The sequence below is a fragment of the Pseudomonas tehranensis genome (genome assembly GCF_014268615.1).
In the GTDB taxonomy this organism is placed as follows: Bacteria; Pseudomonadota; Gammaproteobacteria; order Pseudomonadales; family Pseudomonadaceae; genus Aquipseudomonas; species Aquipseudomonas tehranensis.
Genome location: NZ_JABWQV010000141.1, coordinates 1 through 12,296, shown reverse-complemented (window position 1 = coordinate 12,296; position 12,296 = coordinate 1). Strand labels below are relative to the sequence as shown.

Sequence of the window (12,296 nt, the reverse complement as noted above, 5' to 3'; positions counted from 1 at the left end):
GTGGGAGCGAGCCTGCTCGCGATGGCGGCGACACATTCAATATTAATGCAAGCAGGCCCACCGCTATCGCGAGCAGGCTCGCTCCCACAGGGCTCTATTTCGGTCTCTGGAAATGCTACGCATCGGACGCCTCATTGCCGCCCTCCCCGAAATAACGGGGGCCGGTGTACAATCACAGTCTTCATACCCTCTGTTCGACCTGCAAAGGATTTCCCGGATGTTGCTGCGCTTGCCTGCCGTCACCCGCTGCCTGTCTCTTGCCGCCCTGTGCATGGCTGGTCCCGTTGCCGCCCTGGAGCTGCCTCTGCCACCGCCAGGCGAAGACATTGTCGGCCAGGTGCAGGTCATCAAGGCCAAATACGAAGACACCTTCGCCGACCTCGGCACTACCTACGACCTGGGCTACACCGAGATGGTCGCTGCCAACCCGGGCGTCGATCCCTGGTTGCCGGGTGCGGGCACCGAGGTCGTGCTGCCGACCCGTTTCATCCTGCCGCCTGGCCCGCGCGAAGGCATCGTGATCAACCTCGCCGAGTACCGTCTCTACTACTTCCCCAAGGGCCGGAATGTGGTCTACACCTTCCCGCTGGGCATTGGCCGTGAAGGTTGGGGATCGCCGATCGCCCACACCAGCATCATTGCCAAGACCCCGAATCCGACCTGGACTCCTCCGGCCTCGATCAAGGCTGAGCATGCCGCCGACGGCGATCCGTTGCCGAACGTGGTGCCGGCCGGTCCCGATAATCCCTTGGGCCCGTTCAAGTTCACCCTGGGCACCCCGGGTTACCTGATCCACGGTTCGAACAAGAAGTTCGGCATCGGCATGCGCACCAGCCACGGCTGCTTCCGCATGTTCAACAACAACGTACTGCAGATGGCTGGCATGGTGCCGGTGGGCACCTCGGTACGGATCATCAACGACCCCTACAAGCTGGGTGTGAGCGGCGGCAAGGTTTATCTGGAGGCCCACACGCCGCTGGACGACAACGGCAACCCGTCGGTGGTGGACAAGCACACTGCGGTGATCAACACGATGCTCAAGCGTGAGGACATCACCAGCAACCTGCGCATGGACTGGGATGTGGTGCGTGATGTGGTGGCTGCCGAAGACGGCCTGCCGGTCGAGATCGCCGTTCCGAATACTTCGGCACCCATGATCTCCAGCGCGCCGATCGATCTGCAACAGTAAAACCTGCAATAGAGACCCGCCGGCGTTTCGCGATGTCGGCGGGTTTTTTATCGCCTGGGGAAACGCCGGGCAATAAAAAAGCCGACCCAAAAAATGGGTCGGCTCGATAACAATCCCGGGGGACTATTACTTGCGGCTAGCTTTTTCCAGCATGCGCAGAGCACGCTCGTTAGCTTCGTCAGCAGTCTGTTGTGCTTTTTGAGCAGCAGCCAGAGCTTCATCAGCTTTACGGTAAGCTTCGTCTGCACGAGCTTGGGCGCGAGCTGCTGCGTCTTCGGTAGCAGTCAGACGTGCTTCGGTTTCTTTCGATGCGCTGCTGCAACCGGTAGCCAGAACTGCGGCCAGGGCCAGAGCAGAGAATTTCAGAACGTTGTTCATCGTGTTCCCCTTCAAGGACTTTCTATTAAGTGACTGTCTCCTCACAGCGAGGAGTTAGCCGGCGTACATACTACCCATTACTTGTAGTAAGTAAACTGACGTAGCGCAAGAAGCAAAAAAATTGTAGGCGGTGATTCTTTTTCGAGCAACTTTTTGGGGTGTTGTTTAAAAAATATGCAGCCTCCGGCACCTGGCTTGAGCGCGTCATTGAGCAAAAGTTCCGTGCAGGGGAGAACTTTCCTTAAGCCGTTAACGTCGTTGTTTATTGATTCGCCTACACTTTTGAGCGTTTTTTGCTCAGTGGGGCGGCTATCTTTATTGGTGTTGGCGGTGACTTTAATAACCGGCGCTCGTCTCACGACTCAACAACTGGCGATGTTCAGCTATTGCGCTTTGGCCGACTAGCGCGTGACGGTGGCGCTCAATCGATAAACCCGACCGGGTTTTACCCCCATTGACGGGCGTGCCTTGAGCATTTGCGTCATTGGTGCCTACTATTCACGACGTGCTCGGGGTTGAGCGGTGGGTGTTGGCGCTCGGTGACCAGACAGGCACGGGGTGGCGTAGATGTTCCTTCGCCGGAAAAACATCGGTAAGGTAGGGGTCAGCATTCAGACCCGCGAGGAGTAGTGATGAGCGAGGCGTTGTCCATCCACCATGACCAGGCTGGTCATCAGTTCGAGACCAATGTGGACGGTCATCGTGCCTATCTGACTTATATGGACCTGGGCAAACAGACCCTGGATATCTATCGCACCTTCGTGCCCAACGCCTTGCGTGGACGTGGCATTGCGGCGGCGCTGACCGAAAGGGCGCTGCAATACGCCGACGAAATGGGCTACACGGTGATCCCGTCCTGCTCCTACGTGGAGCGCTACATGGAGCGTCACCAGCGCCACGCGGCCAAGCTCTGACACGATGGATTCTCCAAAAAAAACGCCGGGCTGATGAGCCCGGCGTTTTTTTATGCCTTGAAGAAAGTAAAAGATCGCAGGCTTCGCCAGCTCCTACATCCCCGCTCCAAATATGTGTAGGCGTATGTAGGAGCTATGTAGGAGCTGTCGAGTGCAACGAGGCTGCGATCTTTTCTTCAGCCACGCTGACGTTTAGGCAACACATCCTTGAGCTTGGCATGCATGCTGCGCAGGGTGTTCTCGGTGGCGCTCCAGTCGATGCAGGCGTCGGTGATGGACACACCGTACTGCAAGTCGGCCAGATCCTTGGGGATTGCCTGGCAGCCCCAATTCAAATGGCTTTCGACCATCAGGCCGATGATCGACTGGTTGCCTTCCAGGATCTGGTTGGCGACGTTCTCCATCACCAGCGGTTGCAGCGCCGGATCCTTGTTGGAGTTGGCGTGGCTGCAGTCGACCATGATGTTCGGCTTGATCTTGGCCTTGTTCAGTGCCTGCTCACACAGCGCGACGCTGACCGAATCGTAGTTCGGTTTGCCGTTGCCGCCGCGCAGCACCACATGACCGTAGGCGTTGCCCTTGGTGGTGACGATCGACACGCCACCCTCCTGGTTGATACCCAGGAAACGGTGAGGGCTGGAAACCGACTGCAAGGCGTTGATCGCCACGGTGAGGCCGCCGTCGGTACCATTCTTGAAGCCCACGGCCGAGGACAAGCCGGAGGCCATTTCACGGTGAGTCTGGGATTCGGTGGTCCGTGCGCCGATGGCCGACCAACTGATCAGGTCCTGCAAGTATTGCGGGGAGATCGGGTCCAGGGCCTCGGTGGCTGTAGGCAGGCCCATTTCGGCCAGGTCCAGCAGCAACTGGCGACCGATGTGCAGGCCATCCTGTATCTTGAAGGAGTCGTCCAGGTACGGATCGTTGATCAGGCCTTTCCAGCCGACGGTGGTGCGTGGCTTTTCGAAATACACCCGCATCACCAGGTAGAGGGTGTCGGAGACTTCCGCCGCCAGCACTTTCAGGCGCTCGGCATATTCGTGGGCGGCCTTGATGTCATGGATCGAGCAGGGCCCGATGACCACGAACAGGCGATGGTCGGTGCCGTCGAGAATGTTGCGAATGACTTCCCGGCCCTTGGTCACGGTGCGCAGTGCAGCGTCGCTCAGGGGGATATCGCGCTTGAGCTGGTCAGGCGTGATGAGGGTCTCGTTGGAGGCGACGTTAAGGTCATTGATCGGTAAATCAGCCATCGTGTTACTCGTCAGGTCACGGGTGCCGGCCGCCAGCGATCCCCGCGCGGCGGTGCACAGCGAATTTAAGCGCGTCGGGGAGCGGAACCTTAGCGCGTTACGAGGTGGCTCGACAATGGGCAGGGCCCGGTTTAATTATGGCAAAGGCGCTTGCTCCCACTGGACTCGTAGGCGCTGTCGAGCGAAGCGAGGCTGCGATCTTTCCACAGCCGAGTGAGTCGAGCGCGAAAGATCAAAAGATCGCAGGCTTGGCCAGCTCCTACAGAACCAGGCTGTGTAATGATGTGCAGGGGCTTTTTACCAGGAGAGTGGCAACGATGCAGGCAGGCGTTAAACCGCGGATCGGGATGATCGGCACGGGGGCGATCGGTGGGTTCTATGGCGTGATGCTGGCTCGCGCCGGTTTTGATGTGCATTTTTTACTGCGCAGCGAATTTGCCGCGGTGGCCGAAGCCGGTTTGCGAATCGACAGCGCGGTTCACGGCACGTTGGCCCTCGACCCCGTCCAGGCCTATCGCTCGGCAGCCGATATGCCACCCTGCGACTGGCTGCTGGTCGGTGCCAAGACCACCAGCAATGCCGACCTGGCCCCGGCCATCATTCAAGCTGCCGCTGATGGGGCCAAGGTCCTGTCGCTACAAAATGGCCTTGATGTTGAAGACGACCTCCGACCGTTGCTGCCCGATTCGCTGCATCTGCTGGGCGGCCTGTGCCTGATCTGTGTACATCGCGTCGGTCCCGGCGTCATCGCTCACCAGGCCCTCGGTGCAGTCAACATTGGTTACCACAGCGGTCCTTGCCACGATCAGGCGCAACGCATGGCGATTGTCGAGCAGGGGGCCGGGCTGTTCCGTGCCGCTGGCCTGGATTCCCAAGCCATGCCCGACCTGCGGCAGGCGCGCTGGCAGAAACTAGTGTGGAACGTGCCCTACAACGGCCTTTCGGTTCTGTTAGGCGCCAGTACCACGCCGTTGATGGCCGATAGTGACAGCCGAGGATTGATCCAGGCTTTGATGGCGGAGGTGGTGCAAGGCGCTCAAGCATGTGGTCACCACGTTGCGCCGGGTTACGCCGAGTATCTGTTTGCGATGACCGAAAAGATGCCCGACTACTGGCCGAGCATGTATCACGATTATTCCCACCAGCGTGCGCTGGAGCTGGAAGCTATTTACAGCCGACCACTGGCGGCGGCGAAAAGGGCCGGTTGCGAGCTGCCGAAAATCGAAGCCTTGTATCAGGCGTTGGCATTTATGGACCGACGAAACCGCTGATCAGGCGATAGGGGAGCGACATGGCAAACAACATCGATGACAAACTGGTGCTGGCGATTTCCTCGCGTGCGCTGTTCGATCTGAGTGAAAGCCATAAGGTGTATCTGTCGGGCGGCGTCGAGGCTTACCGGCAATATCAGATTGAGCATGAGGACGAAGTCCTTGAGCCCGGTGACGCCTTCGCGCTCGTACAAAAGCTGCTGAGCCTCAACGCGCATCTGGGACGTGCGCGGGTCGAGGTGGTTCTGGTTTCGCGCAACAGCGCCGACACCGGCCTGCGAGTGTTCAACTCGATTCATCATTATGGGCTGGCGATTTCCCGCGCGGCGTTCGTCGGCGGTCGCAGCCCTTACCCTTATCTGAAGGCGTTCGGCTGTGATCTTTTTCTGTCCACCCACGCTGAAGATGTGCGCAGCGCCCTGGACGCCGGATTTGCCGCGGCGACCATTCTGTCGGGCGGTGCCAGCCGCGCCGCCAGTGAGGAGCTGCGTATTGCTTTTGACGGCGATGCGGTGCTGTTTTCCGACGAATCCGAGCGTGTCTATCAGAGCGGCGGCCTGGCGGCGTTCCAGGCCAGCGAGCAGCAGGCGGCCCGTGAGCCGCTGCGAGGCGGGCCGTTCAAGGGCTTTCTGGCGGCGCTCAATGCACTGCAACGCGAGTTCCCCGAAGACGCCTGTCCGATTCGCACGGCGCTGGTCACTGCCCGTTCGGCACCGGCCCACGAGCGCGTCATCCGGACGTTGCGCGAATGGGATATTCGTCTGGATGAGTCGCTGTTTCTTGGCGGCCTGACCAAATCGGCGTTTCTCGAAGCCTTTGCCGCCGACGTCTTTTTCGACGACCAGACCGGCCACTGCGAACTGGCTCGCGAGGTGGTCGCCACGGGTCATGTGCCTCACGGCATCAGCAATGAAGTGAAGCTCTGACTGCCCGTTGTTTAGGGCGTTACGCTGGACGTCGTACTCCTCAAGGCGCTGCTAAGCTGAATCCATCTCCGCCATTCTGGCACGCGAGGAGGTCACATGATTCGTTCGATGCTGTACGCCACAGACCTGGGACTTTACGCCCCTTATGTGATGCAGCATGCCTTGGCGTTGGCACGGACGTTCGAAGCCGAGTTGTATGTGGTGCACGCGGTAGAGCCGATGGGGCTGTTCGCGGAGTCGGTGTTGCAAAGTTATCTCGATGAGCAAGCGCTGAACGAATTTCATCGCCAGGGTCTGAATACGGTGATGGCCAACATTGAGCAGCGGGTGCTTGACAGCTTTCGCGAAGAGTTGGGGGAGGGGCAGCAGGACTTGAAGCTGATCAAGTCGGTGCGGGTTTTCCAGGGCGATCCATCCCAGGTCATTCTCGAACAGGCTGCGAAACTCTCTGTCGATTTGCTGATCGTAGGCAGTCACTGCCAAGGGGCGAGCGGTGAAACACCGCTGGGCAGGACCGCTGCGCGGGTATTGCAGTTATCCCGGGTACCGGTCTACCTGGTGCCGTTGGTGCAGCGGCGACGTCAGGGGGAGGCTTGAGGCAAAGTAGTGGCTTTTTTATAAAAAGTTCTAGATTAATTAATACAACCATTCATATAGTTATATACCGTCGCTGATGCCCGTGGCGTCCAACTGCTTTGAGGGATACATATGAAGCTTCAACAACTGCGCTACATCTGGGAAGTGGCGCACCACGACCTCAACGTTTCCGCTACTGCCCAAAGCCTCTACACGTCGCAACCTGGCATCAGCAAGCAGATCCGCCTGTTGGAGGATGAGCTGGGTGTCGAAGTGTTCGCCCGCAGCGGCAAGCACCTGACCCGCGTGACCCCGGCCGGTGAGCGCATCATCACCACGGCCGGGGAGATCCTGCGCAAGGTCGAAAGCATCAAGCAGATTGCCCAGGAATTTTCCAACGAGAAAAAAGGCACGCTGTCGATTGCCACCACCCACACCCAGGCCCGTTATGCACTGCCGCCGGTGATCAGCAATTTCATCAAGCAATACCCGGACGTGGCCCTGCACATGCACCAGGGCTCGCCGATGCAGATCGCCGAAATGGCCGCTGATGGCACCGTGGATTTCGCCATCGCCACCGAGGCTCTGGAACTGTTCGGCGATCTGGTGATGATGCCGTGCTATCGCTGGAACCGCTGCGTGGTCGTGCCTCAGGGCCATCCACTGACCAAGCTGCCGAAGCTTACGCTCGAAGCCCTGGCTGAATACCCCATCGTGACTTATGTGTTCGGTTTCACCGGCCGTTCGAAACTCGACGAAGCCTTCAGCCATCGCGGCCTGACCCCGAAAGTGGTGTTCACCGCCGCCGACGCCGACGTCATCAAAACCTATGTACGTCTTGGCCTGGGTGTGGGCATCGTGGCGAAAATGGCCGTCGATACCAAGCTCGATGGCGACCTGGTGGTGCTGGATGCCAGCGAGTTGTTCGAGTCCAGCGTGACCAAGATCGGTTTCCGGCGCGGCACCTTCCTGCGCGGTTTCATGTGCGACTTCATCGAAAAATTCGCGCCACACCTGACCCGGGAAGTCATGGCCAAGGCCATTCAGTGCCACAACAAGCAGGAACTCGAAGAGCTGTTCGACGGTGTGGAATTACCGGTGCACTGAACAGCGAGTGCTAGATCGCCTCGGTAACAGCGAACTGTTGCCGGGCGCCTGCGACGACGATCTCTACTTCATCCCCTTCGAATTTGCCCAGCAGGCTTCGTCCCAGCGGCGAGCGGGGGGTGATGACGGTAATCGGCTGGCCCACCAGCGACACTTTCAACCCCGCGGCATCCGGCCCCAGAAACAGCCATTGCTGGCGGTCATCCTCATCTGCCAGCCCGATCAACGTGCCAATCTGAATGCCGCGCTGTTCGTCGTAGGGCCTGAGTATCAGGTTCTGGCAGAGGGCGAGGGCCTGGCGGATTTCTTCGACACGCCTGGCTTGCCCGGCGGCGAGGTAAGACGCTTCAAGGCCCAGGGTGTCGTATTTGTTCTCGGCGATGTTTTCCTCGTGGGTCGCGGTTTCGTAGGCCGTCTGCGCGGCGCGCTCGGCGACATCCAGGTCAATCCTGAGTTTGTCGAGAATCAGTTGGTGGACGATCTGTTTGTTCATGATCAATCGCAAAATTGCAAAACGTTGGCCCGGCTCTTTTCACTGGGCGCATTCTGGTCCTGTTGCAGCCAGAACTGACACTTGGGGTTGGACAGGTTGCGAGGATCGCTGCGGGCTTGATCCAGGGCCTGTCGTTGCTCGTTTCGTTGCAGATTTTGCTGGTATTGCTCGAACATGGGGGTTGGCGGTTCCGGGGCCGGTTGCACCGCCGGCGGTTGCCCCAGTTGCTGCACGGCGGCGGCCACTGGAGCCAGTTGTTCGTTGAACAGGAATCTGGACAGCAGCCAACCGGTCAACACGATGGCGAGGAACCCCAGCCACAGACCCAGGGCGATGCTGACGGTCAATTGCAAGGCTGTAAGGCGTGGCGCTGGTGGGTGATCGGACATGGCTGCTTCCTGGCAATGAACACGTGATAGGCGGCGATTGTCGCATGAAGATTAATCGCCGTCGGCTCTTCTGCATCATCGGTTTAATGCGGGACAATCAGGCCTTTGCCACAGGGAGTCGGGAATGACCGTGCGTTGGGATATTTTTTGCACCGTCGTCGATAACTTTGGCGACATCGGCGTCACTTGGCGCCTGGCTCGGCAATTGGTGGCCGAGCATCAATGTGCGGTGCGGCTATGGGTCGATGACCTGCGGGCCTTTGAACGACTGTGCCCGCAAATCGACATCACGCTTGGCGAGCAATGGCAGCAGGGTGTGCAAGTCTGCCATTGGCCTGAGATCTGGCCGTCCACCGATGCTGCCGATGTGGTCATCGCCGCGTTTGCCTGTCAGTTGCCGAGCGCCTACATGGACGCGATGGCCGAGCGGCAGACCACGCCGTTGTGGATGAACCTCGATTACCTGAGTGCGGAAGATTGGGTGATCGGGTGCCACGGATTACCCTCAGTCAAATACAAGCACGTGCAGAAATATTTCTTTTTTCCGGGCTTTCGGGAGGGAACGGGCGGGCTGCTGCGTGAAGCCGGCCTGCTGGAGCGGCGTCAGCAGTTTCAGCAGGATGCCCAGGCGCAACGGATTTTCCTGGAGGCGTTGGGAGTCCATCGGACGCCGGGATCGCGTCTGATCTCGCTGTTCGCCTACGAAAACGCCGGGCTTGCCAGTTGGTTCGATGCCATGGCGACCGATACCCACGCCTCTCATGTATTGATCCCCGAAGGTCGGGTCCTTGGCGATGTTCAGCGTTGGCTGGGTATAGACGGCCTGAAGGCCGGTGCGGTACAGCAACGTGGCGCCCTGACGGTTCAGGTGCTGCCGTTCGTCCGCCAGGATCAGTACGATCAACTGTTATGGTGCTGCGATTTCAACGCCGTGCGGGGTGAAGACTCCTTCGTGCGCGCCCAATGGGCGGGTCGGCCGCTGCTCTGGCATATCTACCAGCAGGAAGAAGACGTTCATCTGGAAAAACTCGAGGCCTTTCTCCGGCTGTACACCCACGGTCTTTCGCAGCCGGCTGAAAAAGCGATCAGCGGTCTCTGGCGGTCCTGGAATGCTGGCCTGGACATGGCCGAACACTGGAAAATGGTCGATCAACAGCAGCAGGAACTGCTCGAACATGCCCAGGCATGGTGTCTGGAACAGGCCTCGCGACCCGATCTTGCCGCAGCGCTGGTGAAGTTTTATGTAAATTGGATATGATACGCGGCCTAGATTTTTGTAAATCCCATCCAAATTCGGATATTCGCAATGAAAACTGGTAAAGAACTGAAACCCGGGACCGTGATCCGTCTCGAAAACGATCCTTGGCTGGTTCAGAAAGCTGAGTTCACCAAGTCGGGTCGTAACAGCGCGATCATGAAGACCAAGCTGAAGAACCTGCTGACCGGTTACAAAACCGAGATCGTCTACAGCGCCGATGACAAACTGGACGACGTGATCCTCGACCGCAAAGAAGCGACCCTGTCCTTCATCAGCGGCGACACCTACACGTTCATGGACACCACTGACTACACCATGTACGAGCTGAACGCCGAAGACATCGAAAGCGTTCTGCCGTTCATCGAAGAAGGCATGACCGACGTCTGCGAAGCCGTGTTCTTCGAAGAGCGTCTGGTCTCCGTAGAACTGCCGACCACCATCGTGCGTCAGGTTGACTACACCGAAGGTTCCGCTCGCGGTGACACTTCCGGCAAGGTCATGAAGCCTGCCAAACTGAAGAACGGTACCGAACTGTCGGTCGCTGACTTCATCGAAATCGGCGACATGATCGAGATCGATACCCGCGAAGGCGGTTCCTACAAAGGCCGCGCTAAATAAGCGAAGTCTTGTGTATGAAAAAGCCCGACCATTGAGTCGGGCTTTTTCATGCCTGCGGGTCCTGTTCAGACAGAGGGCGGGATGGAGACTGTGGCGAGGGGATTTAATCCTGCCCTGTGGGAGCAAAGCTTGCTCGCGATCCAGACGCCTCGGTTCCGCGCTGTGTTCATCGCGGGCAAGCCTTGCTCCCACAGGGTTGCGCCACAAGTCACTTCAGATGTTGTTTCAGTTCTTCAGACACCTGCAACATCGCCGAACGCACCGCTGGCACCTGGCTCACCACATTGAGCAAACCATAATCGTGAATCATGCCGTTGTAGCGTACCGCCGTGACCGGCACGCCAGCGGCGTCCAGTTTGCGGGCGTAGGCTTCACCTTCATCACGCAGAACATCGGCCTCGGCAGTCTGTACCAGCGCGGGTGGCAGGCCCTTGAGTTGTGCAGTGGTTGCCCGCAGCGGCGAGGCATAAATCTCGTTACGTTGCCCGGCATCGGTGGTGTAGTTGTCCCAGAACCACTTCATCATGTTGCGGGTGAGGAAGTGTCCTTCGGCGAACTGCTTATAGGATGCGCTCTCGAAGCTGGCGTCGGTCACCGGCCATAACAAGGCCTGGAATTTGATCGCCGGGGTACCCTTGTCCTTGGCCATCAGCGCCACGACAGCGGCCATGTTGCCGCCCACGCTGTTGCCCACCACCGCCAGACGCTTGCCGTCGACGTTGAGCTGCTTGCCGTGTTCGGCCACCCATTTCGTGGCCGCGTAGGCCTGGTTGATCGCTACCGGGTAGTGCGCTTCCGGAGAGGGTGTGTAGTTGACGAACACCGCGACGGCACCTGATCCGGCCACCAGATCGCGAACCAGCCGTTCGTGGGTTGGGAAGTCTCCCAATACCCAGCCTCCGCCGTGGAAGAACATGAACACCGGCAGCTCACCCTTGACCCCGGCCGGCCGGACGATGGTCAGGCTGATCGGCTGGCCATCGACCTCAATGGTCTTCTCGCTGACGTCGGCCTTGGGCAAGCTCAGCTTCACCCCTGCCTGGGCGCCGACCAGTACTGCGCGGGCGTCCTTGGGCGACAGTTGCTCCAGTGGCTTGCCGGTGCCGGCATTCAGCGCATTGAGAAACGCTTGGGTGTTGTGTTCCACGATGCCGTCGGCGAACGCGCTGCCGACGCTCAGTGCCAGAAGGGTGCCGGTCAAAACTTTGCTGAAGGTGTTCATGTGCATCTCCTTAAGTACAGGTCGCGAGAGGTTGGTTAAACGGTGACGTGCAAGCGCACATCGACGTTGCCGCGGGTGGCGTTGGAGTACGGGCAGACTTGGTGAGCCGCATCCACCAGGCTTTGTGCATCGGCCTGGTCCAGGCCCGGCAAGCTGATGTGCAGGTCGATGTCGAGGCCGAAACCACCGGGAATCTGGCCGATACCGACATGGGCGGTGATCGAGGCGTCATCCGGGATTTTGCGTTTGCTCGTGCTGGCAACAAATTTCAGGGCGCCAATGAAGCAGGCTGAGTAGCCGGCAGCGAACAGCTGTTCAGGATTGGTTGCCGCACCACCTGCGCCGCCGAGTTCTTTGGGGGTGGCGAGTTTGACGTCCAGGATGTTGTCGCTGGAGATGGCACGACCATCACGGCCGCCGGTGGAAGTTGCGATTGCGGTGTAGAGCGTTTGCATGGTGAGAGCCTCGTTTCGGGTTGTTGTTGCAGCGCTAAATGTTTGCGCGCTAAGTAGGTGTGAGGCAAATGTATAGCGCTAATATTTTGCGCGCAATATAAATTTTTAAAGAAAATTGAATTTCGCTCGCTCAAACGGCGTGGATCCCTTGAGCTAGAGCGTTTTCATCAGCTGAAATTTTTTCCAGGGAGGGGCGAGGGGTCAGGAGGTGATCGGACTGGCGCCATCGCGAGCAGGCTCGCTCCCA

General features: G+C 58.9%; 14 protein-coding genes. 8 read left to right on the top strand and 6 right to left on the bottom strand.

All coding sequences use genetic code 11. The features are described 5' to 3' along the window. Window positions 1-217: 217 nt before the first annotated feature. Window positions 218-1,189 (top strand): L,D-transpeptidase family protein, encoded by a 972-nt coding sequence (locus HU811_RS18365; RefSeq protein WP_092397719.1) that lies wholly within the window; start codon window positions 218-220, stop codon window positions 1,187-1,189. Window positions 1,190-1,315: 126 nt separating this feature from the next. Here HU811_RS18365 and oprI read toward each other — a convergent pair whose 3' ends face one another. Next, window positions 1,316-1,567 carry an outer membrane lipoprotei OprI gene (gene oprI / locus HU811_RS18360; protein ID WP_011335311.1) on the bottom strand — a complete coding sequence of 84 codons (252 nt, stop codon included), beginning with the start codon at window positions 1,565-1,567 and terminating at the stop codon, window positions 1,316-1,318. Between the two features lie 632 nt (window positions 1,568-2,199). On the opposite strand from oprI, the gene HU811_RS18355 reads away from it, so the two are divergent. After that, the gene (locus HU811_RS18355; RefSeq protein ID WP_047226353.1) at window positions 2,200-2,481 is read left to right on the top strand and encodes a GNAT family N-acetyltransferase; all 282 of its coding nucleotides are present in this window, start codon (window positions 2,200-2,202) and stop codon (window positions 2,479-2,481) included. Between the two features lie 176 nt (window positions 2,482-2,657). On the opposite strand, the gene HU811_RS18350 is transcribed toward HU811_RS18355, so the two are convergent. After that, complete coding sequence (locus HU811_RS18350; protein ID WP_003199364.1) at window positions 2,658-3,734, bottom strand: 3-deoxy-7-phosphoheptulonate synthase; 1,077 nt, start codon at window positions 3,732-3,734, stop codon at window positions 2,658-2,660. Window positions 3,735-4,051: 317 nt separating this feature from the next. On the opposite strand from HU811_RS18350, the gene HU811_RS18345 reads away from it, so the two are divergent. The 4 genes from HU811_RS18345 (at window position 4,052) to cysB (ending at window position 7,614) form a co-directional block, all read left to right on the top strand. After that, window positions 4,052-5,005, top strand: coding sequence for a putative 2-dehydropantoate 2-reductase (locus HU811_RS18345; RefSeq protein WP_186657344.1), 954 nt, complete (start codon window positions 4,052-4,054; stop codon window positions 5,003-5,005). Window positions 5,006-5,025: 20 nt separating this feature from the next. Continuing rightward, window positions 5,026-5,931 (top strand): 5'-nucleotidase, encoded by a 906-nt coding sequence (locus HU811_RS18340; RefSeq protein WP_092397723.1) that lies wholly within the window; start codon window positions 5,026-5,028, stop codon window positions 5,929-5,931. Window positions 5,932-6,027: 96 nt separating this feature from the next. Further along, the gene (locus tag HU811_RS18335) at window positions 6,028-6,528 is read left to right on the top strand and encodes a universal stress protein (protein ID WP_092397725.1); all 501 of its coding nucleotides are present in this window, start codon (window positions 6,028-6,030) and stop codon (window positions 6,526-6,528) included. Between the two features lie 111 nt (window positions 6,529-6,639). Further along, complete coding sequence (cysB, locus tag HU811_RS18330) at window positions 6,640-7,614, top strand: HTH-type transcriptional regulator CysB (protein WP_018603112.1); 975 nt, start codon at window positions 6,640-6,642, stop codon at window positions 7,612-7,614. Window positions 7,615-7,624: 10 nt separating this feature from the next. Here the strand turns inward: cysB and HU811_RS18325 are convergent, their stop codons facing one another. Beyond that, window positions 7,625-8,107: a GreA/GreB family elongation factor gene (locus HU811_RS18325; protein WP_092397727.1), complete on the bottom strand. Its 483-nt coding sequence runs from the start codon at window positions 8,105-8,107 to the stop codon at window positions 7,625-7,627. Window positions 8,108-8,109: 2 nt separating this feature from the next. Continuing rightward, window positions 8,110-8,496, bottom strand: a complete 387-nt coding sequence (locus HU811_RS18320; RefSeq protein ID WP_092458927.1) for a cytochrome b family protein — start codon at window positions 8,494-8,496, stop codon at window positions 8,110-8,112. 124 nt (window positions 8,497-8,620) lie between these two features. Here HU811_RS18320 and earP point away from each other — a divergent pair, with 124 nt between their 5' ends. Both earP and HU811_RS18310 read left to right on the top strand, forming a co-directional pair. Beyond that, entirely contained in the window at window positions 8,621-9,754 is a 1,134-nt protein-coding gene (gene earP, locus HU811_RS18315; protein WP_186657342.1) for an elongation factor P maturation arginine rhamnosyltransferase EarP, read from the top strand. Between the two features lie 48 nt (window positions 9,755-9,802). Further along, the gene (locus HU811_RS18310) at window positions 9,803-10,372 is read left to right on the top strand and encodes an elongation factor P (RefSeq protein ID WP_003199385.1); all 570 of its coding nucleotides are present in this window, start codon (window positions 9,803-9,805) and stop codon (window positions 10,370-10,372) included. Between the two features lie 208 nt (window positions 10,373-10,580). Here the strand turns inward: HU811_RS18310 and HU811_RS18305 are convergent, their stop codons facing one another. Both HU811_RS18305 and HU811_RS18300 read right to left on the bottom strand, forming a co-directional pair. After that, window positions 10,581-11,594 carry an alpha/beta hydrolase gene (locus HU811_RS18305; RefSeq protein WP_186657340.1) on the bottom strand — a complete coding sequence of 338 codons (1,014 nt, stop codon included), beginning with the start codon at window positions 11,592-11,594 and terminating at the stop codon, window positions 10,581-10,583. Between the two features lie 35 nt (window positions 11,595-11,629). Next, complete coding sequence (locus HU811_RS18300) at window positions 11,630-12,049, bottom strand: organic hydroperoxide resistance protein (RefSeq protein WP_092397735.1); 420 nt, start codon at window positions 12,047-12,049, stop codon at window positions 11,630-11,632. Window positions 12,050-12,296: the final 247 nt, after the last annotated feature.

Excerpts from the sequence above, each read along its gene's own strand:
- cysB (WP_018603112.1), top strand. The coding sequence starts at position 6,640 with ATGAAGCTTCAACAACTGCGCTACATCTGGGAAGTGGCGCACCACGAC.
- HU811_RS18355 (WP_047226353.1), top strand. The coding sequence starts at position 2,200 with ATGAGCGAGGCGTTGTCCATCCACCATGACCAGGCTGGTCATCAGTTC.
- HU811_RS18300 (WP_092397735.1), bottom strand. The coding sequence starts at position 12,049 with ATGCAAACGCTCTACACCGCAATCGCAACTTCCACCGGCGGCCGTGAT.
- HU811_RS18340 (WP_092397723.1), top strand. The coding sequence starts at position 5,026 with ATGGCAAACAACATCGATGACAAACTGGTGCTGGCGATTTCCTCGCGT.
- HU811_RS18350 (WP_003199364.1), bottom strand. The coding sequence starts at position 3,734 with ATGGCTGATTTACCGATCAATGACCTTAACGTCGCCTCCAACGAGACC.
- earP (WP_186657342.1), top strand. The coding sequence starts at position 8,621 with ATGACCGTGCGTTGGGATATTTTTTGCACCGTCGTCGATAACTTTGGC.
- HU811_RS18325 (WP_092397727.1), bottom strand. The coding sequence starts at position 8,107 with ATGAACAAACAGATCGTCCACCAACTGATTCTCGACAAACTCAGGATT.
- HU811_RS18335 (WP_092397725.1), top strand. The coding sequence starts at position 6,028 with ATGATTCGTTCGATGCTGTACGCCACAGACCTGGGACTTTACGCCCCT.
- HU811_RS18365 (WP_092397719.1), top strand. The coding sequence starts at position 218 with ATGTTGCTGCGCTTGCCTGCCGTCACCCGCTGCCTGTCTCTTGCCGCC.
- HU811_RS18305 (WP_186657340.1), bottom strand. The coding sequence starts at position 11,594 with ATGAACACCTTCAGCAAAGTTTTGACCGGCACCCTTCTGGCACTGAGC.
- HU811_RS18320 (WP_092458927.1), bottom strand. The coding sequence starts at position 8,496 with ATGTCCGATCACCCACCAGCGCCACGCCTTACAGCCTTGCAATTGACC.
- oprI (WP_011335311.1), bottom strand. The coding sequence starts at position 1,567 with ATGAACAACGTTCTGAAATTCTCTGCTCTGGCCCTGGCCGCAGTTCTG.
- HU811_RS18345 (WP_186657344.1), top strand. The coding sequence starts at position 4,052 with ATGCAGGCAGGCGTTAAACCGCGGATCGGGATGATCGGCACGGGGGCG.
- HU811_RS18310 (WP_003199385.1), top strand. The coding sequence starts at position 9,803 with ATGAAAACTGGTAAAGAACTGAAACCCGGGACCGTGATCCGTCTCGAA.